This window comes from Cloacibacterium sp. TD35 (assembly GCF_028864635.1).
GTDB lineage: Bacteria > Bacteroidota > Bacteroidia > Flavobacteriales > Weeksellaceae > Cloacibacterium.
This window is the reverse complement of sequence record NZ_CP104850.1, coordinates 2448635-2475305: the sequence shown is the minus strand read 5'-3', so window position 1 is coordinate 2475305 and position 26671 is coordinate 2448635. Positions and strand designations below refer to the sequence as shown.

Here is a 26671-nt window from a genome sequence, read left to right as displayed (position 1 = left end):
ACCTGTATTTTCTGAACAACATAATAACCATACGAATAAAAGTGTATGAAGAAAATTAATTTTCTTATAGCATTTGCTATATCAAGTATAGGTTTTTCACAAACCATTCTCAACCAACAAGAAACAACAAGCAGAACGGTACAAGATCCACAAACGGTAATTATGTTACCAGGATTTCATGCAACTTCTACTACTGTAAATCCATTCATTGCTAAAATAGGTGATAATGGAGAAGGTAGCGGACCAATAGATTCTGGAGCAGGAGTAAATAACCCTTCAGGAACTGTCGGAACAAACTATTTTCATGATACACAGGGTAATATAGAAGTGAACGGAGGCGGTCAAATGCAATATACGCTACCTATTGCTTTGCCACCCGGAGTAAAAAGTGTGGCGCCACAGATTAATCTCATCTATACCAGCGGCTCTGGTAATGGTATTGCAGGCTACGGATGGAGCATGTCTGGTGTAACCAGTATTACAAGAATAGGAAAAACCATAGATAAGGATGGAGAACCCAAAGCCATACAACTGGACAATACTGACTATTATAGTTTTAACGGACAAAGACTTATTTTAAAATCTGGAACTTATGGTGCAGATGGAGCCGAATATGTTACTGAAAAGTATTCTAATGTAAAAATTAAATCTCTAGGAACAGCATCTTTATCTGGTCTATCTGGGCCAAATACTTTTGAAGTTACTTTTGAAGATGGTTCTCAGGCTATTTATGGAGGTTATACAAGTACTGATTTATTAGCTCCAAATTCTAGAACTCCAATTGAGTATAACATTTCCAAATGGAAAGATGCACAAGGAAACTATATTACTTATAACTATACCCAAAGTAATAATGTTGCAGTAATATCCTCAATACAATGGGGAGGAAATGAGACTTTGAATAAACCCCATTTTAATGAGATTATTTTCAATTATAATACAAGAGACTTTAAAGAAGCTTCTTATGTGGCGGGAACACAATTTATACAAGATAAATTGTTAAGTAATGTCATTGTAAAAACAAATGGAACACAATTTAAAAAATATGAAATTGCGTATAAAAAACTAGGAACTAATTACCAATTTGTAGATAGTGTTACCGAAAAAAACTCCCAAGACCAATCTGCAAATGCTGTGGTTTTTGAAAACAATTCAGACGCTACAGTAATTAATATTTTTAAACAAGATTCAAGATATGATGATATTTATGGTTCAGATGTTATATCTGGAGATTTCAATGGAGATGGTAAGCTGGATTTTATTAAAGGTAACAAGATTTCATTTTCTAGATTAGATGGTAATTCAAGTTTTTTAGATGTAAGTTATGCAGGGTATATTATTGGTGTAGGGCAAACATTAACAAATAATCAACTGAAAAATAAACAAAGTATATTTACTTCTGAAATTAATTATAATACTAAAAAGTTAATAATAAGAAATTATATTCTTGATAACAATAATTTGAATTTATCTATTATCAGCACAAAAGAAATTGATCTTTCTTTGTATTCTGGATTCATAGTAGGTGATGGCTCAACAAGTTATGATGGCTCATGTTATTATACAATGAGATATCCTCAAAAATTTATAGAAGGGGATTTTAATGGAGATGGAATTTCAGAATATGTTTTATCTATCAACAAAATATTTACTAGATTACCTTGTATTAATCCATTAATCCAATATTTGGATTATAAAGTATTTTATATTGATACTAAAGATAATTCATTATCCGAAATAACACCATCGTTTCCTAATTATGATTCTTTTGAAAAACAAACTTTTGTTTCAGATTTTAATGGCGATGGTAAATCGGAACTGCTAAAAATCGAAAATGGTAATTTAAACGTTTATTCACTTAATACACAAAAACAGTTTGCTCAAATATTTTCAACTACTAAAGAATCTCTTGAAAACAATCTTTATCTTGGTGATTTCAATGGCGATGGAAAAACTGATATTATAGCACCAATCGCTGAAGATTCTTCGGATTGGCGAATGTATATTTCTACTGGAAATGGTTTTAGGAAAGAGTATTATTCCAATCTTTTCCTATATAAGCCAGTTTGGCAGGGAGCACCAAGAAAGAATAGAAACATCCAAAGAACATATACTACTTCGGATTTAAACAAAGATGGAAAAAGTGATTTTACTATTTTTGAATCCCAAGTTTGGTTTAGAGATGGCGTTACGGATTGGAATAATCCAGACTCTAGTTATGGATTCAATTATTTAAGAAATGAAGGAGTTGATTCGAGTGGAAAGCCTATATTTTCTAATGTTTATCATATCGATCCTAAAGAATTAAACTGGGATGGAGAAGATATTAATTATTCTATGTATGGGGAGCATTATATTCCACTTTTTGGTAATTTTAGAATCGCCCAGTTGAATACCGATTTTGCCATCATCCATAAAACTAAATTGATTACTTGGGATTTAGGAAACAAACTCAATAAAATTTCAAAAATTAAATCTATTACTCAAGGAGGGGTAAAAACAGATATAGAATATGCCAATCTTACTTCTACAGGAAATATTTATAAATCATTTTATGATACTAATCCTGTGCAATATCCTTATGTGAATATTACAGAAAATTTAAACTATGATGTAGTTTCTAGATTAGTACAAGGAAATAGAAAGCAAGAATTCCGCTATAGAGATATGATTGGACATTTGCATGGAAAAGGAATGCTGGGTTTCCGTCAGTCTGCTCGTTCAACTTTTTATGCAGATGGTTTTGAAGCCACCAAAGTTTGGAGCGGATCAGAGATGAGTCCTCTTAACGAAGCGTTGCCATTGAAAGATTGGAGTATTAAAACAAATGATGAAAGCGCTATCTTTCCTTCGGATATTTCATTGAACAATACCCAATTGTTATCCTACAAGGACTATCAATATAAAATAGATAAGCTACTTAATGGATCTGTTGTAACAAGCTATACCGATGCAGACAAACCCAAGATTGTAACTTCTATAAATCCTTATATTACTACATCTAAAGATTTCCAAAAAGATATTAAAACGGTACACACTGTTGAAAGGTATAATAGCATATATCTACCCGAAAAATCCACAACCAATATTAATGATGGATTTGCTATTACAACCACTGAACTTGCGTATAATACTCCAAATAATACAGTAGGTGGCAATTATGCAATTGGAAAGCCTCTTTGGAAAACGGAAACCATGCAGGTGTATGGAGATACAAAAGGTGGAAAAGAAGAATACGAATACAATGGAAATTTACTCACTAAAAAAAGAACTTATAATAGAGACTTATCTGAATATATAGAAGAATCTTATTTGTATGATGGTTTTGGAAATATTATACAAAAAACGGTTGAAAATCCGTATAACAATGATGATGTACAAGCTGCCACAACCAAATTCCAATACGAAGATAAAGGTAGGTTTGTAGTTAAAAAAACAGATAATTTAGGCCTTGAAACCAACATTACTTATAATGACTGGGGCTTAGTACTTACTCAAACAGATACTCTGAATAATATACTAACCAACGCTTATGATTCTTGGGGTAAATTGCTCACTTCCAAAACTAATTTGGGAGGAACTACCACTTATACCTATGAAAAATTAAGTAATGGCGATGCGAAAGTTATAGAATATTCTCCTGACGGAGACCAAAAAATTACTTATACAAATAATCTTGGACAAAATTATAAATCATCGGTAAAAGGTTTTGCAGATGGCTCTTATGTGAGTTCAGAGGTAGTATTTGATGCTATTGGCAGAAAAATAAAGGAATCTGAACCTTATTTTGAAGGTACTTCAGCTTCAAAATGGAATGTGACAGATTACGATGATTATTCCAGACCAATAAAGTTTACTACTTATACTGGAAAAATTACTACTAGCTCATACAGTGGCAGAACGGTTACAGCAACAGAAACCAATGCGACTGGTCGTTTCAAAACGCAGGTATTTGATGCTATCGGCAATCTTTCTTCGGTTACAGATAAAGGAGGAACTATCAATAATACATACAACGCAGCAGGCGACATTATTGAAGCAAAATATGGTACGAATAGTGTAACCACAAAATATGACAATTGGGGCAGAAAAATAGAATTTAATGACCCTTCAAACGGACTTTATAAATATGAGTATAACGGCTATGGGCAACTTACACACTCAACAAGTCCTAAAGGGCATAAATATTATAATTACAATGAGTTTGGTCAGCTTTATAATCAATATGAAGTTTCTAATGATAATACCTCTACCAAGAAGAATATCATTTTTGAATATGATAATAAAGGTAGAATTATAAAAAAGAATGGTACTAGTAATGGGCAATTTTATAGTTCTTATATCAATTATGATGCTAACGGAAGAGTAATCTCTTCTGGTGAAAACAGCAATGGCAGATATTATTTGAGAAAAAACATTACCTACGATGATAAAGGAAGGGTTACTTCTTATGAAAAAGGTCTTGTTTCTTCAGGGGTTTATACAAAAGTAGTTATAGAAAATGTTTATAGTACTTGGAGTGGAGAAATTTATCAAGTAAAAGATAGAAATTCAGGAAAAATTTTATCTGAACTGATAAATGCGAATGCAAAAGGGTACGTAACTATTGCTAAATTAGGTGGTACTAGTATAGAAAACACTTATGACACCAATAATTTACTCTCTGCTATTAACCATAAGAATACGGTCAATAATAATTCTGTTTTATTAATTAACTATTCTTTCAATGCCATTAAAAATGAATTGAATAGTAGAACTACAGGCGGAAGTCTTAATATATTAGAATCTTTTACTTATGATGATAATAATAGACTTACGAGTTGGACAAATCCAAAAACTGGTCAACAATCAACCAACGTATATGATGCACAAGGAAGAATAAAAGAAAATGATCAGATTGGCACTATAAAATTTGATGATGCCACAAAAGTTTATAGACCAACTGGTGCTACACTTAATGCTAATGGACAACAAAATTACAATGGAGACTTAATACAAAGTATTACCTATAATGAAAATAATGATCCTATTAAAATAGAAGGAGAAAAAGGAGATGTGTACTTTACTTATGGACTTACTTCTATGCGCCAAGCTGTGGGCTATGGAGGCAAACTTGACTGGACAGACGAAGGACATTATACAAAATATTATAGTGAGGATGGTGGCTATGAAATTACTGTAGATAACACCACTGGCAAAGAAAAGCATACCTTTTATATTGGTGGAAATTCTTATACAAGCAATATTGTGTTTGTTAAAAATTATTTGGAAAGTAATGGCTCATATAAATTCTTACACAAAGACTATTTAGGCAGTATTTTAGCCATTACAGACGAGGCAGGAAATGTATTAGAACAACGCCATTTTGACGCTTGGGGCAATCTCACTTTATTTAAAGTAAATGGGGTTAATGTTGACGTAAAACTCTTTAATGAAAAATCCTTATTAGATAGAGGTTATACCAGCCACGAACACTTTACCGAAGTGGGCATCATCCACATGAATGGCAGGCTGTATGACCCACTGTTAAGAAGGTTTTTAAATGCAGATGAGAATATACAAGATCCACAGAATACACAGAATTATAATAAGTATGGATATGTCCTGAACAATCCGTTAATGCATAATGACCCTACAGGAGAAATTATGGGATGGGACGATGCTCTCATCGCTATTGGGATTGCCATATTTACTTCTGTGGCTACAGATTATTACCTGAATAGACCTGTTAATTTAGAAAATATGTTTCAGTCTGTTGTTATGTCACTTATGTCAGCAGGTATATCAAATGGAATTGGAGATGTATTTAGAGTAGGAGGAAAAATAGCTGAAAGTCTCGGAAAAACAGGCACCATTATAGCCCGTGCAGGAGCACATGCTATAACGCAAGGAGCTCTTTCATATATGCAAGGAGGTAACTTCTGGAGCGGTGCATTAAGTGGTGCTTTTGCAAGTGCGGCTGGGGACTTGTTAAAATTGGCTACTAAGGGGGCTGGAGATTTTAGTGTTGTAAGGAGTAAGGGTTTTAAAATGTTAACAGGTGCTATTACGGGAGGTATTGGTTCCAGTTTAGGAGGTGGTAATTTCTGGCAAGGGGCAGCAATAGGAGGTATTGTAACGGCTTTCAATCATCTAGGTTTACACGAACCCCCTCCTGAAGGTTTTGATGGAGATTATTGGTATGATAAAGATAATGGCGATGAATATTTTAGGCGAAGTGATGGCTCATATAAAATTAAACATGTAGATGGTTCTGCAGAAATTTTAATAAAAGAAGTTAATATTTCAAAATATAAATGGTTACAGCGAAACTTGTCAAATGCAGATAGATTAGGAAAAATTGGAGATGCCGTTACTCTTTTAGGTTATGCACTAACTTTAACTGGATTTGGAGCTGAAATTGGCATTCCTTTAGTCGCTATTGGGGCAGGAATTAATATTGTATCAGACGTATGGAAGGTTGGAGCTAATTTAAAATATAACGACACAAATAAGTGGTCTGAAATCGGAAAAACAGCCGCTTGGGCTGTGGCAGGAGAGATTATTCCTGAAAGTATAGCAAGGCCATTAGGTAAATATGTTGGGCCTTATGGAGAAGAAATTATTAAACAAAATTTAGGAATAAAGGTTTCTATTGTTGAAGAAGTTGTTAATTTAAATAGTGAAAAAGGTGGAAAATAATTTTTTATATGGAGTATTAATGATTTTCACGGGTTTAGTTATTATTATACTTAAATTAACTAAAAAGTGGATTTTCGATGAAAATAAAAATGCTTATGAGTCGGCATTAGCAGTCAGAGGTTGGATTGGGGCGATACTTCTTGTTATAGCAGGCATTTTCTTATTAATGGGAAAGAATTAAAAAGATACTCTTGCTAGAACAAACATCAAAATATCAATATTAACATTATGATTGTTGGTTTTGTCTTAATATCGACCGCTATTTTATTAATCTATTTACAGGTTAAAAACAAAATCTTTTATAAAAATGAACATAGAGAAGACTTCTATATTCCTCCAGAAGTAAGGGGTTTTTGGGGAATTATTTTAATGATGATAATTGGAGGATTAATATTAATTTATCAAAATTTTTAGGACCTCACCGAATTTCGTTTGAAAATACAACAAGAGGGACAAAAATTTAACCACGCTTTTGGGCGTGGTTTTTATGTTTTTATTTACTCACCGAATATTTAACCTCCCCGAATATTTACCGCTGCGCAAAGTCTACCGACTTTGAGCAATAATAAAAAATAAAAAATGAAAGAAGACTATACCCCGCTGCGCAAAGTCTCCAGACTTTGAGCAATTATAAAAATTAATACTAAATAAAGTCAACTTTTAATAAGTTGGCTTTTTTTGTAAAAATGACCCGTCCTAAAATAAGTTTACACCCAATAGACTTATTATGGAAAATCGAGAGAAGACAGTAGAAAAGCGTACACAACAAGATTACACAATGGCTTTTAAATTAGGTATTGTGAGTCGTGTAGAAAAGGGCGAATTCACTTACAAACAGGCACAGCAACATTACGGTATCCAAGGTAGAAGCACCGTTTTGGTTTGGCTCAGAAAATATGGTAATTTAGATTGGAGCAAACCCACCATTAATACCATGTTACAATCCAAAGAAACACCCGCCGAAAAGATTAAAAGATTAGAGAAAGAATTAGCTGATGAGAAACTAAAAACCAAAGTTCTCAATATGATGATTGATATCTCGGACAAGCAATACGGCACACAGATTCGAAAAAAGTTTACGCCCAAACAGTCAGACAACTCCAAGAAAAAGGATTGAGTTTATCCAAAATCTGCAGATTGTTTGGGATAAGCAGACAAGCCATTTACCAGCAGCGCCAAAGAGTATGTGTTCGGGAAAAAGAATTGGAGAAAGTTAAACGATTTGTTGAGGAGATTCGTTTAGAACAGCCCAGAATAGGAACAAGAAAACTTTATTATTTGCTTAAAAATAAGTTCAAGCTTGAAAAGATAAAAATAGGCAGAGATGCGCTGTTCAATTATTTACGAAGAGAAAACCTGCTTATTTATCCTAAGAAAAGATATACAAGAACAACTTTCTCCAAACACTGGCTCAGAAAACACCCCAACCTTTTGAAAACGACTTGCCTGAAAAGAAAAGAACAGGTATTTGTAAGCGATATCACTTATATAAAAACCAAAACGAATGTCTGTTATTTATCTTTGGTTACGGATGCTTACAGCAGAAAAATAATGGGTTACGAATTAAGTGAAAATATGAATGCTGAAAATGTAGTCAAAGCTCTGAAAATGGCCGTTAAAAACAGAACAACACATCTTCCGCTTATTCATCACTCAGACAGGGGATTGCAATATTGCTCAGAAGTGTATCAGAAAGTACTTGTTAAAAACAAAATAAAACCTTCAATGACAGATGGCTATGATTGTTATCAAAATGCTTTGGCAGAAAGAATAAACGGAATATTGAAGCAGGAATTTTTAATTTATAAATGCAAAAATATTCAGGATTTAAAACAAATGATTAAAGAAAGTATTTATATTTACAACAACAAAAGACCACATCTTAGTCTGAAGATGAAAACCCCGGAAACAATCCACAAAAAATCCGGAAAATTAATATCTTCCGGATTGGTATTTTAATGTAAAACTTGTAAACCTATTTTAGGATTAGTCAATTAGATATCAAATAATATCAATTTTTCTCAATTCGTGAGGTGACCTATTCGGTTACCTCTAAATTTTTTAGCATATAGGTAACCGAATTCTCTGGAAAAGCCCATGAATAAGCTTTTTTTATTTTTGAACATCTTGTGAAAAAGGGCACTTTAAATTTATTTTAACCTTTAAAGTCACCAGTATGAATGCAAAAGTTTCGGTATTATTCTATGCGAAAAAATCCAAAACAAAATCTAATTTCCGCGTTCCTATATATTTACGAATTACCGTGAATGGAAAACGCGCAGAATTTTCTACTGGAAAAGATGTAGAGATTTCCAAATGGAGTTCCGCTCAAAATCGTTTAAAAGGTAATTCTGAAGAAGCGAGAGCTATAAATAAGTATTTAGACATCTTGAAATCTAATGTTCTAGTTTTGGAAAACAAATTAGCGCTATCAAGGGAAAGTTTTGATGCAATAGATATTAAAAACCTATTAACAGGTGCAAATACTACTGAAAGATACCTCATTCCAATTTTTGAAGAACACAACTCCAAAATAGAAAAACTTTTAGGTAAGGAATACGCACCAGCTACACTTAAGAATTTTAAAACTTGTTTGGCTCATTTGAAAGAATTTTTGTGGAAGTTTCATAAAAAATCCGACATTGATATTCAGAAACTGGAACCATCATTTCTAAACGATTTTGATTTTTTCTTGCGAACCAAACCCAATATCAATAATAATTCAGCAGTAAAACACACCAAAAATTTAAGTAAAATATTAAAATTGTGTTATCAGAATAATTGGATTGAAAAAGATTTGGTAATTTTTTACAAAGGTAGATTCCATGAAGTAAATGTTAATTTTCTTACGGAGGAAGAAATAAAAACAATTAAAAATAAAGATTTTATTGGTAGTGGGTTAAATATAGTTAGAGATATTTTTATTTTCAGTTGTTACACAGGATTAGCTTACATAGATATTTTTAACCTTACAAAAGAACAAATTACTATAGGTGTTGATGGAAACCTTTGGATAATAACAAATCGTCAAAAAACAGGAATAAATTCAAATATTCCCTTGTTACCAATAGCAGAAGAAATTATTAAAAAGTATGAAAATCATCCATTAGTTTCCAATTCTGGAAAATTGCTTCCAGTCTATTCAAACCAAAAAGTAAATGAATATTTAAAAACAATAGCTGATAATTGTAATATCAATAAAAAACTTACTTTTCATTGTGCAAGACACACATTTGCTACTACTGTTACTTTATCTAATAATGTCTCAATGGAGAGCGTAAGTAAAATGCTTGGTCATAAAAGCATTAAAACTACTCAACATTATGCTAAAATATTGGATAAAAAAGTAAGTGAAGATATGAATAATTAAAAAAAAATACTTAATCAGAAAGAAGGAATTTTATGAATAAGATAGATATTATTTTTTAGTAATTGTAATGGATATGCTTATTTTATATAGTATTGGTTAATGATACAGTTTAACTTAAAAAACCTATTTCTATCTATAATGATAAGTTTAAAAAAAGTTCCAATATTAATAATTAGTTATAGAAATTATTAGATATTATGATTAAGACTCTAATTACATTAATTATGATAGATATTGCTTTTTTAAGTATTTAGAAATTGATTTTTTTAATTATAGTTCTGCGAGTTGTAGAATTAAATAAATCCAACTTGACAATAGAAATAAAAAGCTACCTTCTATTCCCAAAAACAGTAAATTAGAATTTTAACGGATATAAATTTTAGGATATCTGAAATATTTTATATAAACTATATTTTGGATACCGTGTTGAGTTTATTAATATACTCAGACATAAGAGACTTTGAAGAGCGAGTATGTAGGGAGATTTAGAGATCACTTTTGGTTTCTGGATTTATTTTGACCTAATGAGCGATTGGAAGGTGTAGCCCATAAAGGCTTTGCATGTTGCTAGGAAGGCATTATGTTATTTGCTACGGCAGAGCGGGGAGGTTTAAGTACAAAATGTAAAAAGACGCATCGCTGCGCCTTTAATGTATAAATAGAAGTGTGACTTTTGTTAGATTTGGACGTTACTTCTGATCTATTTTAAGGAGACTTGCATTAAGTGCGACCACGATGGTGCTTACACTCATCAGCACTGCGCCCATGGCGGGACTCAAGACAAATGTAGGATACAGAACACCCGCAGCAAGTGGAATAGCCACGACGTTGTAGCCCACTGCCCATACGAGATTCTGGATCATCTTGCTGTAGGTTTTCTTTCCAAAATCTATCATTCTCACCACGTCTCGAGGGTCACTGTTGACCAGAATAATATCTGCGGTTTCGGCAGCAACATCAGTTCCGCTGCCAACTGCAATGCCTACATCTGCTGCTGCCAAAGCCGGTGCATCATTTACGCCGTCACCTGTCATCGCAACGATTTCCCCTTTATCCTGAAATTCTTTTACTTTTTCCTGTTTGTGGTGCGGAAGTACATTTGCCAAATATCCGTCCATTCCTAACTGCTTTGACACCGCCACTGCTACCTTTTCGTTATCACCTGTAAGCAGGAATGATTTAATGTTCGTGCTTCGAAGTTGGTCAATAGCTTCTTTTGCGCCTTCGCGAATGGTATCTGCTAAAGAAACAATACCCACGGGCACGTCATCAATCAAAATAAAGTTCACTGTTTCTGCATCCTGGTTGATTTCTTCCGGAATGGCAGGTACCTGTTTATTGTTTTGAACAAAATAATTAGGACCAGCCGCGACAACCGATTTACCGTTTACGATTCCTGTCACTCCAATTCCCTGCATGTAGCGGAAATTGCCTGACTTCCATAGCTCCAGTTTTTTCTCGGAAAGGGTCTGCATGATTCCTTTTGCAATGTGATGTTCGGAGTTCTGCTGCACTGCTGCTGCATACTGGAGTAAATCGTTTTCCGAATAGTGTTCCGTTAGAGGAATGATTTTCTGCACAGTGTGGGAACCTTTCGTAAGGGTGCCGGTTTTATCGAAAATAATGGTCGATAATTTTCTGGTGGTTTCAAAAGCCGTGCGGTTTCTGATGAGTAAACCATTTGTCGCTGAAAGTGTAGTGGAAATGGCCACCACCAGAGGGATTGCCACTCCTAAAGCATGAGGGCAGGCCGTTACCATTACCGTTACCATCCGTTCCAGAGCAAAAGCCAAATCTCCCATGGTGATGTACCAGTAAGCGAAAGTTCCTACTCCCACCACAATTGCTACTATAGTAAGCCATTTGGCTACTTTATCCGCCAGATTCTGAGTGTTCGACTTTGCTGCCTGCGCATCCTGAACCAAATTAATGACCTTATTGAGGTACGAATCCTTTCCAACCCCTGTTGCTTTTATCTTTAAAGCCCCGTCTCCATTGATAGACCCTGCGATAACCTTTCCACCGGACTCTTTTCTTACAGGAACACTTTCTCCGGTCAACATACTTTCATTTAAGTAAGAAGTGCCCTCGACAATCAGACCGTCTGCGGCGACTTTTTCGCCCGGTCTTATGATTACGGTATCTCCGTTTTTCAGCTGTTCCAGTTTTATTTTGACGGGACTTCCGTTCTGTTCTACTGTTACCTCATTGGGAAGTAAAGCCACTAATGATTGCAACGCTTTTGAAGCTGCCATCTGTGAACGCATTTCGAGCCAATGACCCAGAAGCATGATGACAATTAGGGTGGCGAGCTCCCAAAAGAAATCCATGCCCGGCAGCCCGAATACGACGGCAACGGAATAGACATAAGCTACGGTAATCGCCAAAGCAACGAGCGTCATCATCCCAATAGCTCCGGCTTTCACTTCGCCCAAAAACCCTTTGAAAAAAGGCATTCCACCGTAGAAATAAATAATACTTCCCAAAACCAACAGCACGTATTTATCACCTTGAAAAGCTATGGTGAAACCAAGCCACTGCTGAATCATGTGGGAAAGCAGCAGCACCGGGACAGAAAGTACCAGTGTAATCCAGAATCTTTTTAGAAAATCCGGAGTATGATGACCTGCATGTTTGTCAAATCCCGCCGCTGAACTATCAGATTCTGAGTGATGATCATGATTCTGATGATGATGGCTGTGTTCGTCTTTTTCAGGTCGGGCGGTTCCACCCAAGGGAATTAAGTTCATTCCGCAAAGTGGACATTTCCCAGGTTCGTCCTTCAATATCTGGGGGTGCATGGGACAGGTGAATTTTTTCATGATTTTCGGTTTATTGTGGGTTTGTTCTTGAAGTAAAAAAATCTAACAGCATCTTTCTTTCCTCTGCTGTTAATTTGGAATCACTGTGCAACAGTAGATAAGATTTTAAAGGCATTTCGTCTTTCTCAATCTGGCTGATGATGCTTTTTATTTTTGCTTTTTTACGTCTTTTTGAATAGTTATTGAACTCATCAAAATTGAGTTCTTCTTTGCCTTTTTTAATATGCCGGATCATGAACCACGCGCCCGGCTGTAATACCGAATACCAGGGATAACGGGTATTATTTGAATGACAGTCATAGCAGGAAACTTTAAGGATTGCAGCCACGTTGGCGGGCACCTTTTCGGTTTTTTCAAAACTTTGACCTGGCTGAACGGTGGAGACATTACGCTCCACCGGTATGACCTGAATGACTAAAACAATAGCCACCACTAGCACCGCCAGCCAACCTATCATATTCAATTTTCTCATATTACATTGTGCTCATATCGTGACCCGCCATGGGATCAACCCCTTTCTTGAATATGTATTCACTGTTCAGCAGATAGGCCCCGGAAACCACTACTTCGTCCCCCGCCTTAATTCCGGATGTGATTTCTATTCTGTCTTCATATTCCAGACCTGTTTCCACCATTCTGTTTACGAAAGTGTTCTTCGCTGTTTTCACCCAGACGGTGGAGGATTTCCCATCCCTGATCACCGCATCTACAGGCATTGAAAGTCCATCACGTGATTTGTTTTCCACAAGAACATATACCGGCATGCCGGGTTTCAGCATGTTTCCTTTGTTGGGCACGGAAATGCGAACCAGATTTATCCTGCTGGAGGCGCTTATTTCAGGGTTTGTAAAATCAACCTTCCCATTAATCTTCAAATTATCCAGATCGGGAATATATACGGTGACCTTGCTGTCTTTCTGAAGGAGAGCCATTTGAGAGGAATAAACCTGCGCCTCCGCCCACAGCGATGAAAGGTCTGCCAGATTCACGATGGTGCCGCCTTCCGCAAGATAATCGCCTTCGGCAATGCTCAGATCGGTGATGTACCCGGCTGCATTGCTGAACACGGTAGTGGTTGGCGTGGCTTTTCCTGATCTTTCCAACTGTTTGATCTGGCTTTCGGACATTCCCCATAAATAAAGCTTGTTGCGGGAACTTTGGAGCAACTGATCAAAATCAATGGAAGTATTGCCGACAAACAGTTTGCGTCTTTCTAATGCCAGCAAATATTCCTGCTTTGCATTATTGAGTTCTTCACTGTAAATATCGACCAACGGCGCCCCCTTCGGAACAAAATCGCCAATGTTTTTATAATACAACCGTTCAACTCTGCCCATTACTCTGGAACTTACTGCCTGCATTTGGTACTGATTAAAATTGAGTGTTCCAGTCAGGGTAAGTTTGTCGGCCATAGACCCATCAGATAGCGCGACTGTTTTGATATTCCCAAGTTTAACCTGCTCGTCATTCAAAACAATTTCGTTAGGATCCGCATTCTTTTTCTTCTCCACAGGCACCAAATCCATGTGACAAATGGGGCATTTTCCGGGTTTATCGGAGACTACCTGCGGGTGCATGGAACAGGTGTAGTAGGTATCGTGGCCGGCATGCGGATCTTCCTCCTTTTTACAGGAGTAAAGAAAAACCAGCAAGGCCAGCATTAAAATATTAAATTTCATCTTATCAATTTTTATCTGTTAATTTTTATGAAACTTTCGCTGTCCATCAGGTACTGTGCATTTTCGGCAACTCCATCTTCAGGAAGCAAACCACTGACGATCTGAATTTTATCGCCTACCACCGCGCCGGTAACAACCTTGTGGGCAATAAAACCGCCTTCTACTTTTTTGAACGCGATTTTATCAATCCCTAAAGAAACCACCGCTGATTTCGGCAGCCAGTCTGCCATTCTGTTGTGGCTCATAATCTCCGCTTTAACCTGACTTCCGACAGGAATTTTTGCGGTGGAATTATCAAAATAGACGCGCGCCGTTACGGTTTTGCTGCCCTGCCTGAAAAAGGGTTCAATAAAACCGATGGTTCCTTTGAAGCGGTTATCCGGATTGGCTTCTGGGATGATCATGACTGACTGTCCTTTGCTGACCAGTGCGATGTCTTCAGAGAAAATATTGATCAGAGCCCAGGTTCTGTTGGGATTGTAGACACTGAAAATATTCTGTCCTTTTTGAAGATACATTCCTTCCTTCAGCGGTAGTTCTGCGGTGACCGCGTTATTTGAAGCCATTGCGGGTGCAGATTGTGGTGATGACCCCATGCTTCCTGCCGATCCTGCCTGCTGAATGTGTCCGCTGTAATTGCTGAAAACCGGAACTGTGAGATCAGGTTTCCCTCGCTGGATGACTTTCTCAATCTGTGAAGCCGGCATTCCCAAAAGAAGGAGTTTCTGGCGTGAGGCATCAATCATCGTTTTGTTTGAGCGGTCATTTTTAATAACGAAGAGCAGGTTTTGCTGTGCTGTTAAAAGTTCCGGGCTGTAAATATCTAAAATACGCTGGCCTTTGGACACTTTCTGATATTTATACCGCACATAGAGTTTCTCGATACGGCCCGCAACGCGTGAGGAAATACTACCAATCTGTCGAGTATCGTATTCTACCGTCCCTAAAGCATCAACCGTGGTGGGTATGTTTTCTCTTTTTACTTTTATTACGGGCTGTTCCGACACTACAAATTCATTGGTTGGTTTCAACAGATCGTCGAGTTTAATCCCCTCTTCCTTTTTTTCAGGGGCATCTTTCAGGACCAAATCCATCCCACATTTGGGACATTTGCCGGGTTTGTCTGAAATCACTTCCGGGTGCATCGGACAGGTATAAGTATGCATTGCAGCTTCTGCCGAGTGCTTATCTTCCCAGAACTTAACTTTGTCACACGCCGTCAAACCAAATAAAAGCATAGTGAATATTATAATTTTTCTCATCTTCTTTCAATTAAGCGGTCAATTTCAGTTTGCGTCTGCAGTGCTTTGGTAAGGATCTCGAAATATTCCAGTTGGGCCATATTCAGCTGTTCCCATGCGTCATATAACATGAAGAGTTCTTCCGTATTCTGCTCATAGCCCAACTGCATGGATTTGTAGTTGTTTTTTAAGGCCGGAATAATGGTGTCTTCATAGAGTTTCAGCTGATTTTTATTCAGATCCAGTTCATTGCGCATTCCGTAGGCCATTCCGCTGTATTCGTTCACCATCATTTCTTTCTGTGCCTGCAAGGCTTCTTCTTTCAGTTTCAGGCTTTCAATATTGGCTTTATTCATGCCTGAAGCCCAGGATACGAAAGGCAGTTTTGCCATCAGCATCAGAGAAAACTGCATGGGCTGGCCGCCAAAACCAAACATGTTTTCGAACTTTACGCCAAATTCCGGCTTTAGATTCTGCTTTTCCAGATCCTGTTTGAGTTTGGCAATATTGATTTCCCGGTCGATGCCGCGGAGATCACTTCTGTTCTGATAAAATAGATCCTGACCAAAAGTCTCGAGAGAATAATCATTCAGGTTGTATTCCGGTTCAATCTCCAGTGGCGCGAGCGGGTCTCTTCCCATGAGGGCATTCAACCGGATCCGGTTGACGCGGAGGTCATTCTCGTACATGAGCTGCATGTTTTTGGAGCTTCCGAGGGCGGCTTTGGCTTTGTAATAGGCGGATATTTTGGAAAGTCCGTTTTTGTACCGGATCTCGGCGTTTCTGATCATGAAATCCAGCATCTTTTCGTTTTCCTTAACGACCTTCAGCTTTTTATCCAGGACAATGGAACTGTAATACAGTTTTTTTGCATCCTGAAAGTTTTCATTGAGGGCGGCATAAAGTTTTTCCTTTTCTACAGCAGACATTGCCTTCATCAGATTTTCGTTGGCGTTGAGTTTCTTTCTGTTGGGCAACATCTGTTCTACCGAAACTGCTACTGAGCCCATGCCGAGCATATCGCCGTCGCGCTGCCAGAGTTTTGCATTATAGGGCGTCATGAAGAAACCTGCTCCTACGGTTGGAGGCATCCAGCTTCTTGCTCCTTTTGCGGCAGCATCCATTGACCGGATTTCGGCATTGTACATTTTAACCACCGGATGGTTGGCTGCGATACTGTCCATTACTGCGGGCAGGGACATTTGCTGAGCATCAATGGTAGTGTAAAGGAAGGCCAGTACTGCTGTTATTATTAATTTTTTCATTTTGTAATCATTTAAGGATTAATGGGCAGCGTCGAGGACGTCAATTTTCCCTAGTTTGTTCAGTTCCCATTCCTTCTGCATATAAAAGATAATTGGTGTTACCAAAAGGATATGAATGGCCGAAGTGAAAACACCACCAACCATCGGCAATACGATTGGTTTCATCATATCACTTCCCACGCCGTGGCTCCACAGGATGGGTACAAGCCCGAAGAGGGTCACGCAAACCGTCATAATCTTTGGTCTTAATCTTTTGGCTGCACCATGAATGACATATTCACGAAGTTCTTCATTGGTGATGGTCTCCCTTGAGTTGCCATTTTTTGCAATAAGCTGAACCATGGCGTCGTTCAGGTAGATGACCATCACGATTCCGGTTTCCACCGCAAGTCCGAATAGGGCAATAAATCCTACTGCTACTGCTACGGAAAGGTTCACCCCCCAAATCGAAATCATAAAAACGCCCCCGATTAATGCAAAAGGAATACTGATGAGATTAAAAAAAGCTTCGCGGTAAGAATTGAATGCAAAATACATGGAGAGGAAAATCACGACCAATACCAGTGGCATAATCATTTTTAAGGTCTGCTCACCCCGAATCAGGTTTTCATACTGGCCGCTCCATTCCACGAAATAGCCTTTAGGCATTTTGGTGACCATGCTGTTGAGTTTTTTCTGTGCTTCTGCTACGGTACTGCCTAAATCCCGATCACGGACGTTGAACAGAACAGTTCCGCGTAACATGGCATTTTCAGAATTAATCATTGGTGGACCTTCTGTAAGGCGGATGTCCGCCACTGCACTCAGTGGGATGGAACCAAATTCCATGGTCTGCATAGGCAGTCTTCTCAGTGACTCCAGATTATTTCTGAAATCCTGGCCGTACCTGGCGTTTACCGAGAATCGCTGTCGGCCTTCGACGGTGGTGGTTAGTTTCATTCCGCCAAGGGCACTTTCTACGACTGCATTTACATCATCCACGCTTAGCCCGTATCTTCCTACTTCTTCGCGTTTCACTTGAATGTCCACATATTTTCCGCCGGTAATCGGTTCGACATACATGTCCTTGATCCCTTCAATTCCTGTGAGTTCCTTTTTAATCTTTTCTGAAAGGACGGCAATACTGTCCAGGTTCTGTCCGTATACTTTTACGCCCACATCCGTTCTGATCCCGGTTGAAAGCATATTGATTCGGTTGGAAATCGGCATGGTCCAGCCATTGGTTACGCCTGGAATCTGCAGTTTGGCATTCAGCTCATTGATGAGATCATCTTTTGTTTTGCCCTCGCGCCATTCGCTTTGCGGTTTCAACAAAATAATGGTTTCAATCATGGAGATGGGTGAATTATCTGTCGCCGTGTTGGCTCTTCCGGCTTTTCCGAGGACATGATCCACTTCCGGAATTCCCTTAATGATTTTATCCTGTACCTGCAGTAATCTTTTGGCTTCAGAGTTTGAAATATCGGGAAGGGTAACCGGCATAAAGAGCAGGGATCCTTCATCCAAAGGCGGCATAAACTCACGTCCAAGGTTCATTATCATTGGAATACTGATGAGCAGTGCCAAAATATTAATTCCCAGCGTGGTTTTTTTCCATTTCATGCACCATCTTATCAGCGGTTCGTAAATCCGTTCCAAGCCTCTGTTTATTGGGTTTTTATTATCGTCCTTAAATTTTCCCTTCATGAAAAAGGAGATGAGCACCGGGGCAAGGGTAAGCACCAGGATTGCATCAACAATCAGGATGAATGTTTTAGTGTATGCCAGCGGATGAAAAAGTTTACCTTCCTGACCGGTCAACATAAATACCGGGAGAAAAGAAACCACGATGATTACCGTAGAAAAAAATACGCCTCTGGATACCTGTAAGGATGATTTTTCGATAATCTTCAACCGAATGTCTTCGGGAATTTTAACGTAACTGTCTTTCTCTTTGTCTTTTTTTCTGAATATATTTTTAAACCAGTTGGTCTTCATTGTTATGGGTTTTTATTTTGTTGATGGTTCTGCCAATCGGAGAGATTTTTATAGGCATTTTCAGACATGATAATTCCGTTATCTACAATCACCCCAATTGCCAGCGCAATTCCTGTAAGGGACATGATATTGGAGGAAAGTCCAAACGCATTGAGCAGAATAAAACTGATGGCAATGGTGACTGGAATCTGAATGATGATGCTCAATGCACTTCGCCAGTGGAATAGGAACAGAATAACAATGATTGCCACCACGATAATTTCTTCAATCAGCTTGGTTTTAATATTGTCTATTGCCCCTTCAATCAGCGTACTGCGGTCGTACGATGTCTTGAAGGTGACGCCTTCAGGGAGTCCTTTTTCAACGTCCTTCATTTTCTCTTTCACATCGTTGATGACCTTATCCGCATTTTCGCCATACCGTGCCACCACGATACCACCCACGACTTCACCTTCACCGTCCGCATCAAAAATACCCAGCCGAAGATCTCCACCCATTTGTACCGAGCCAATATCTTTCACCCGCACGGGAATACCGTTGTAATTTCCCACCGCGATTTCTTCGATATCGGCTACATTCTTAATGTAACCAAGTCCACGGATGACGTAGGCCATATCGGCCATCTCAAATTTCCGTCCCCCTACATCGTTGTTGTTAGCCTTTACCTTATTCATCACCTCCATGAGGGAGACGTTGTAATACTGCAATTTTACAGGATCTACGATAAGCTGGTACTGTTTTTCGAAGCCGCCAAAGGATGCCACTTCCGCGACACCGGGAACCGTCTGCAAGGCAAATTTCACGTACCAGTCCTGGAGTGCGCGCTGGTCTCCCAAATCCATTTTGGGTGCATCAAAATGGTACCAGAAAACGTGACCAACACCGGTGCCATCCGGTCCGAGCGTAGGGGTGACATCTTGTGGGAGTAAACGCTGCGCATAATTGAGCCGTTCCATTACGCGGGTTCTGGCCCAATAAATATCCACATTATCTTCGAAAATAACATATACGAAGCTCATCCCAAACATGGAAGAGGCGCGGATGTTCTTAATTTTTGGAATTCCCTGAAGGTTGCTGACCAGAGGAAAAGTCACCTGATCTTCAATAATCTGGGGACTTCTGCCCATCCACTCGGTAAAAACGATGACCTGGTTCTCACTCAGATCCGGAATGGCATCGATGGGATTGTCCCTTACCGCAAAAATACCCCAGATAAAAAGGCCGATTGCAATCAGCAAAACGAAATACCTGTTGCGGAGGGAGAGTTTGATTAAATTTTGAATCATGATTTAGAATCTATTTACTTAATTTCTTCCTGAACCTCACCACATGAAGCCATTTTTTTGCCGTAATAAGGGTTCTTGATCTCGCGTGAATCGCTGAGCCAGAAGGCCCCTTTGTTGTCATTATACATCGGGCAGAATATTTTGTACACCGTTTTTGATGTTCCGAAGTCTTTCAGCAGGTCGTAAAAATCTTCACTCATTAAATCCAGATGTTCGCGCTGATGATCAATGTTTCCGGCATTATCCGCAATATGCTGTGCGTGTTCCTTAATGCTTGATTCCAGTTCTGCATATTCTTTTTTCTGTTCAGCGGAAAATCCGTTTTTGTCTATTTTAGTTAGCGCCTCTAACATCCCCTTAGCAGCATTGACTGCTTCTTTATCATCATCACCTGAGAGTGCAAATGTAAGATGGGTGTAATGGGAATAGAGTTCTGTAAGATTTGCGGAAGTTTTTTTTGCGTCAATCACGGTTACCTTTCCATCCATAGGCATATCGCCCATCGATGAACTGTCAGACATCATGCTCATATCATGCTGCATGGATGTTTCAGTAGTGCTTTTCTGTTCTTTGTTTTCTTTACAAGAAGAGAGTGCCAATGTTCCGATTGCCAAAAGGCTGAATACTAGTATTTTCATTATTTTATAAGTTTAAAGGTTATTTATTATTTATTAAAAAAGGCTTCGTAGTTTGCTTTATTTTCGAAGTACACGACATTATCATTTTTATCAGAGATTGCAATAATTGCGGTTGCTTTATCGATGAGTTGATGAGAAATCGGATCGTATGCCATTCGTGCATTTTCTTCCTGCGGGATTCTCAGTTTGCAGTTTTCGCAGCAGCCGTAATACGTTTTACCTTCGTGCTGTACTTCGAGTTGTTTTTTACCCATATAGGCGTTATTTACCATACATACCTGATCGTGCGGAACAATGTCGCCGGTGGTGAACTTTGCGACCGAGATTTGGGTGTTTTCAGCTTTTGAATTGTTGCAGGAAACGAGAAATACCGATGCAAAAGCCAGTATTCCCAAAAGAATATTTTTCATTAAATTTTAGATTACAGGTTAATTTTAAGTTTCCTTGTTAAGAAACTGCTTACGAACATTCAGATCTTCAAAAGCGTCCTCGCTCCAAAAGGAAAATCTTTTGTGAAAGATTTACTTTTAAAGGAAAAGTTGAAGTTCAAAGGAATATACAGCGCTGATAAGTCATCAGGGATAAAGTGTTAAAAAACTCTTCACGACCGGACATAACTCGGGCTGTAAGAAAGAAGTATTACCCTATTTTGGGCGGTTTCCAAGCGGTATGGAATTCACAGGAGTAATGAGGATTCTGATAATAGAAATTGGAATTTTTGCTATAGTAGCCGGAGGCTTCAGTATTGGAATCCTCTAAGAAATTACTGTAGACTAAAAGGGTGTATTGAGCAGAACTGCAAAGGTTTCCGCTGCAGTTTCCTGAGCATCCTTCAGTTTGACAATTGTGTGATTTGGTGTGACAGCATTTGTCTTTGCAATCGCCACTGTCGCAAGATGGGTGGATCGTCGCGAATGACTGTTTGATGAAAGTTTCCGTATGTGCCCGGTTTTTAAAAAGCTGCTTCTCCTTTTTGCTGCAAGCTAAAGATATCCCCGGCGCCAGAAATAACGCGAGTGTAAAGGAAAGGAATAGTATTTTTAAATTACCGTGCATTATAAAGTAAAACAGTACAAATGTAGGAAATATTTTTGAAGTTTCAATACTGTCCTAAATAAAAATTATTAAAAATAGAAACAGCCTAAATACCTATTTTACATTTAGCTTACATTTAATTTCAAAAAAGAACCCCTTGATAATAGTTTTTGGGGTTTCAGGCGGTTGCTCAAATGGTTTGTCGAGCCAAAATTGAAGATTAATTTTAACAAAAATATTCAATCGGATAAAAGCTACCAGATTTGATAATTGCCAATTATATTTAGCGATGGATTTCAGGTATTTCAAAATGAGAATAGTGATAAGTGCCGTCCAGATTTGGATTTTCACTGCATTTTCAGAAGTTCCAATGAAGGTTTTGATGTGAAGCAACTGCTTGATATCTCTAAAAAAGATCTCAATTTGCCATCTTTGCTTGTATAATTCTGCTATGGTAGAAGCAGCCCAAGAGAAATTATTGGAAATCATTTCAATGGTTTGCTTGTTTTCATTGTCCCAAATAGCCACTCTTCTTAATTTTTTTGGATATTTTTCTTTGGATAAAGAATTTGAGAGTACTATTTCTTCGTCTTTTAGGATGCTTTGAGCTCCTTTTGGTGGAAGTTCTCGTTCCTGTAAATTTTCAAATTTCAGATTTTCTTTATGTCTTATTACGAAGAAAACACCTTTGCTGTCCCAAATAGAGAGCATTGGAGAATCGTTATAGAATCGGTCTGCAACAATGACTGCTCCCTTTTCCAAAGGAATGTTTTCCGCTCCCTTGTTATCAGCAACACTTCCTTTGGTAATATTCACATAAACAGGAAGTTTCCCTTCATATTCAAGTAAGGTATGCATTTTCACGGCTCCTTTTTTAGTTCGATATATTGCCCAATCGAACAAAGACAGGCATAGAGAAATAAGGGTAGAATCTAATAAATAGACAGGAACTTTTATTTTGAGTTTTATCCGTCTTTCTTTCGTGTGCTGTCCTAATTGTTCTAATAGTTTGAAATACACGTCTTTAAACAAATCTGCATCTCGTTTTCCATTCTGGTAGCTAATAGAAGATTTGGAAGGTGCTGTTTTTATCCCTAAATGATTCAGGTTTCCTGTGGCACTGCGAAGTCCGTTGGAAATGTCCCGAACCGAAGTGCTTTTGGTAAAATGACAGAAAAGCATAGAAACTAAGTGGTTACAACTATCAAATCCTTTATTTCGGTAATCGGTTTTCTTCTCAATTACTATTTTTTTGAAAATTCCTTGGTCTATTTTTGAAATGATTTGGGAAAATAATGTTAATTTTGAATCCATAAGAAGGTTTTTTTGTTGTGCAACCTCAAAGATACTTTGAGTTACTTTAATTCCTTCTTATTTTTTTATTTAGGACGCTATTGAAAAAATTACAGTTTCCCATAATTTTATTTCATTCCTTTTATTATATTTGTAATGAACTAATAATCATAAAACTAATATGGAAATATTCCCAACCGCCTCTTCTTAATTTTCTTGAATATAGCCAAATCTGTCAATGTTATGCCCTTGGTTTAATTTCCTTGCGCTAATAAAATGATGATGTGGTTAAATTAATCCTACCCAAAAAACCAATAGTTTCTAGCCAATACGAACTCTACCTAACAAGTGAAAAACAATTATTAGAAGAGTTAAATAAAGAGTTGGAGAGTTTTGAAGGGAAGGGAGAATGAACAATAAATGCTCTGTTTGTCAAACAAAACCAATAAAAATTTAATAATTAAAAAAATAAAAATAGATGTCGATATTCTTTTACAAAGACAAAGGGAATATTCTTCAATTAAAAAATAATATGGAGTGGAGAATTTTTGGAACTGTTTTGACCTAGATTAAAGCGTTTTTTATTGCAAAAGTATGATTATGCATCTATAAAATGAAAATGTAGGTATCATTACAATATTTAGAAATGATTAAACGACATATTAAAATTTAATGATGTGATTTTTGCTAGATGAGTGTCAAAATACTTAAAATTTCAATGTTTTTGCTTGTGAATTTTTAGATCATTTGATTATTTCAATAAGATTTGGAAACATTTAGACGTAAAAAGACAAGTTATATTCTTTGACATTCACTATTCTAAAAAATCACAAAACAATTTCATATAAAAAAATCCCACGGAGTACGCAGGATTAAAGATTTTCTTCGGCTTTTAGCCTTATTGTGAATTGCTTATTGCAAATATAAATACAATTTTTTTAATTACGATTACGGAAATCCGTATTGTAGAGTTTTTTTTTATTTTTTATTTTTATACAATCTCTAAAAACTAATTAGTTATGGGTAAAATATTAGGAATCGATTTAGGTAGTAATAGTACTGGATGGGCAATTAGAAATACAGACTTAGAAGGTAATCAGATAGAGGGTTTTGGAGTGATTATTTTTGAAAAAGGAGTAGCCTCTGAAAAAGGTAATGAATACCCGAAAGTTCAAAAAAGAACAGAGAGTAGAGGTAAAAGGAGAAATTATCAAGCAGAAAAGTATAGGAAGTTTGGAATTTTACAATTCCTAATTGAAAAAAATATGTGTCCTTTATCTATTGAGGACTTTAATAATTGGAAAACATACATAAAGGGAAAGAAAAGAGAATACCCACAATCTGAAAAATTCTTGAATTGGATACGATTTGACTTTGATGGTGACGGCAAGCCAGACTTTCATTTGTTTGGAAAGGATAAAGATGAGAGTTATTATGTTTTTAGAACTTTTGCTTCCAATCCAGATTATAAAAATGTATTTTACGAAAATCCTCAGATTTTAGGAAGAGTTTTCTACCAATTGGTTCAAAGAAGAGGTTTCAAAGGAAGAGATGAAGAAGAAGCTAAAACAATGCTAACAGAGGGGAAACCTTCGGTAGAAAAAATTTACGCATCAACTAATAACGAGGATGATTTATTGCAAAATATAGCTTCCTTAAACCAATACAGTGAACATCCATTGGCACAAGCAGTAGTCAATTATGCCAAAACAAAATCTATTTCATTAATTGAAGTCAAAGATTTTGAAAATGTTACAGGAAAAGGAGTTACGGGAACGGTTACCAATAGAAAAGTAGCATTAGGCAATAAAAAACTAATGAAACAGGTTAATGCAACTATTTCTGACGATTTAGAAAACAAAATTATTGCAGAACAAAAACTTGGTAAAACGGTTTCTTACATTGCTGTTGATGGTGCTACAGTTGGTTTTGTTTCAATTACCGATGCGATAAAAACTTCAAGTGCAGCAGCGATAAAAGAACTAATGCTCCAAGGTGTAGAAGTAATTATGCTTACTGGCGATAATGTTAATACAGCCAAAGCAGTAGCGGATGAATTAGGTTTGTCTTCCTATAAAGCAGGATGCTTACCCGAAGACAAACTCAACGAAATTAAACGTTTACAAGCAGAAGGGAAAATTGTAGCTATGGCTGGTGATGGTATAAATGATGCTCCGGCATTAGCACAAGCCAATATCGGAATAGCTATGGGAACTGGAACCGACGTAGCCATAGAAAGTGACAAAATATCTTTAGTAAAAGGCGATTTATTAGGTATCGTTAAAGCAAAAAATTTGAGCCATGCTGTTATGAAAAACATCAAGCAAAACTTATTCTTTGCCTTTTTCTATAATGTGCTTGGTGTTCCAATTGCAGCAGGTATTTTATATCCATTTTTCGGAATTTTATTATCACCAATGATTGCAGCTTTAGCAATGTCTATGAGTTCTGTATCGGTAATCGTAAATGCATTGCGATTACGCAGCTTTAAACTTTAAATGAATTATTCAATAAACAAAATGGAAAAGAATAATCATGACTTACGATTCAAAACAAATGTTAACTGTGGTGGATGTGTAGCATCTGTAAAACCGCATTTAGATAATGCTGATGGCATTTGTCATTGGGATGTGGACACAACAAATAAAGACAAAGTACTGACCGTAAAATCAACAGGAATTACAGAGGAACAAGTTATCGAAACGATACAAATAGCAGGTTTTAAAATAGAGCATCTGACTATAAAATAACTTTCTATTTGGGATGCCTTTTTAATTATTTTCATTTGAATATTTGAAGGTGGTAATTAAATAGGTATTCCTTTCAAGGGAACGGAAATCGCTAAAAAACTTATACAGTGCAGTGTATATTTTAGATTGAAGATTTATGAAAGTGCAAATTATAGCAATTAAAAGAAATAATTTCTTAATTTTGTAGGGTTGAAAAATTTGAGTAAACATATCAGCTTTGTCATTTTACTATGTTTGGGCTTTTTCCTAATGCCAAGCATAAGCTATGCTTGTGCAAAAAAAGTAGCAAAGACCGAGCAGGCTTCCTGCTCAAAAGAGCAATCCGAAAGATCAGAACATAAAAGCAGTTGCAAGGACAAGTCCTGTAAAAAATGCAAGGATGGTCACGACTGCGATGGCAATTGCAAGCACAGTTCTTGTGGATGTAGCACTTCTTCATCTTCTCTAAGCATACCGATACCAACTGATTTAAAAGTAACAACCCCTTTTGCCGAAACTAAAAAGCAAAAATTTGGTTTCAAACAAGGCTATTGTTCTTCAGGCTACTATTCTATTTGGCAACCGCCTAAAATAAGCTAAAACGATGGCTTAACACCCATAGTTATGTCTTGTCGAAAGCTATTAAGTTTTCGCA

Annotated in this window: 16 protein-coding genes and 1 pseudogene; 7 read left to right on the top strand and 10 right to left on the bottom strand. The window is 37.1% G+C overall.

Going from position 1 to position 26671, the window contains the following annotated elements; genetic code table 11:
- Window positions 1–45 precede the first annotated feature (45 nt).
- The 4 genes from N7277_RS11375 to N7277_RS11360 all read left to right on the top strand — a co-directional run bounded on the left by N7277_RS11375 (window position 46) and on the right by N7277_RS11360 (window position 10051).
- Window positions 46–6681 (top strand): FG-GAP-like repeat-containing protein, encoded by a 6636-nt coding sequence (locus N7277_RS11375; RefSeq protein ID WP_274779647.1) that lies wholly within the window; start codon window positions 46–48, stop codon window positions 6679–6681.
- Window positions 6671–6862, top strand: a complete 192-nt coding sequence (locus N7277_RS11370; RefSeq protein WP_148041176.1) for a hypothetical protein — start codon at window positions 6671–6673, stop codon at window positions 6860–6862. The genes N7277_RS11375 and N7277_RS11370 overlap by 11 nt, the downstream gene beginning before the upstream one ends.
- 546 nt (window positions 6863–7408) lie before the next feature.
- A protein-coding gene (locus N7277_RS11365; protein WP_274779646.1) for an IS3 family transposase occupies window positions 7409–8640 on the top strand; the annotation gives its coding sequence in 2 pieces (ribosomal slippage) (window positions 7409–7757 and window positions 7757–8640; 1233 coding nt in all).
- A gap of 217 nt (window positions 8641–8857) precedes the next feature.
- A complete protein-coding gene (locus N7277_RS11360) occupies window positions 8858–10051 on the top strand; it encodes a site-specific integrase (protein ID WP_274779645.1) in 1194 nt (397 codons plus the stop codon).
- Window positions 10052–10740: 689 nt separating this feature from the next.
- Here N7277_RS11360 and N7277_RS11355 read toward each other — a convergent pair.
- The 10 genes from N7277_RS11355 to N7277_RS11310 form a co-directional block, all read right to left on the bottom strand.
- Window positions 10741–12873: a heavy metal translocating P-type ATPase gene (locus N7277_RS11355; protein ID WP_274779644.1), complete on the bottom strand. Its 2133-nt coding sequence runs from the start codon at window positions 12871–12873 to the stop codon at window positions 10741–10743.
- Between the two features lie 10 nt (window positions 12874–12883).
- The gene (locus tag N7277_RS11350) at window positions 12884–13330 is read right to left on the bottom strand and encodes a heme-binding domain-containing protein (protein WP_274779643.1); all 447 of its coding nucleotides are present in this window, start codon (window positions 13328–13330) and stop codon (window positions 12884–12886) included.
- 16 nt (window positions 13331–13346) lie between these two features.
- Window positions 13347–14552: an efflux RND transporter periplasmic adaptor subunit gene (locus tag N7277_RS11345; RefSeq protein ID WP_274779642.1), complete on the bottom strand. Its 1206-nt coding sequence runs from the start codon at window positions 14550–14552 to the stop codon at window positions 13347–13349.
- Between the two features lie 11 nt (window positions 14553–14563).
- Window positions 14564–15814, bottom strand: coding sequence for an efflux RND transporter periplasmic adaptor subunit (locus tag N7277_RS11340; RefSeq protein ID WP_274779641.1), 1251 nt, complete (start codon window positions 15812–15814; stop codon window positions 14564–14566).
- Window positions 15811–17058: a TolC family protein gene (locus N7277_RS11335; protein ID WP_274779640.1), complete on the bottom strand. Its 1248-nt coding sequence runs from the start codon at window positions 17056–17058 to the stop codon at window positions 15811–15813. Before N7277_RS11335 ends, N7277_RS11340 begins: the two co-directional genes overlap by 4 nt.
- 18 nt (window positions 17059–17076) lie before the next feature.
- Window positions 17077–19035 (bottom strand): efflux RND transporter permease subunit, encoded by a 1959-nt coding sequence (locus N7277_RS11330; protein WP_274779639.1) that lies wholly within the window; start codon window positions 19033–19035, stop codon window positions 17077–17079.
- 2 nt (window positions 19036–19037) lie between these two features.
- Window positions 19038–20321 (bottom strand): efflux RND transporter permease subunit, encoded by a 1284-nt coding sequence (locus N7277_RS11325; protein ID WP_213188633.1) that lies wholly within the window; start codon window positions 20319–20321, stop codon window positions 19038–19040.
- 14 nt (window positions 20322–20335) lie between these two features.
- Window positions 20336–20959 (bottom strand): DUF3347 domain-containing protein, encoded by a 624-nt coding sequence (locus N7277_RS11320; protein ID WP_274779638.1) that lies wholly within the window; start codon window positions 20957–20959, stop codon window positions 20336–20338.
- 26 nt (window positions 20960–20985) lie between these two features.
- The gene (locus N7277_RS11315) at window positions 20986–21369 is read right to left on the bottom strand and encodes a hypothetical protein (protein ID WP_069797733.1); all 384 of its coding nucleotides are present in this window, start codon (window positions 21367–21369) and stop codon (window positions 20986–20988) included.
- A gap of 739 nt (window positions 21370–22108) precedes the next feature.
- On the bottom strand, window positions 22109–23308 hold the full coding sequence (locus N7277_RS11310; RefSeq protein WP_274779637.1) for an IS4 family transposase: 1200 nt from the start codon (window positions 23306–23308) through the stop codon (window positions 22109–22111).
- A 1553-nt stretch (window positions 23309–24861) separates the two neighbouring features.
- Here N7277_RS11310 and N7277_RS11305 point away from each other — a divergent pair.
- From N7277_RS11305 to N7277_RS11295, 3 genes and pseudogenes are all read left to right on the top strand, one after another.
- A pseudogene (locus N7277_RS11305) lies at window positions 24862–25785 on the top strand (HAD-IC family P-type ATPase); the annotation flags it as partial.
- Between the two features lie 21 nt (window positions 25786–25806).
- A complete protein-coding gene (locus tag N7277_RS11300) occupies window positions 25807–26037 on the top strand; it encodes a heavy-metal-associated domain-containing protein (protein WP_274779636.1) in 231 nt (76 codons plus the stop codon).
- Between the two features lie 198 nt (window positions 26038–26235).
- Entirely contained in the window at window positions 26236–26616 is a 381-nt protein-coding gene (locus N7277_RS11295) for a hypothetical protein (RefSeq protein ID WP_274779635.1), read from the top strand.
- Window positions 26617–26671: the final 55 nt, after the last annotated feature.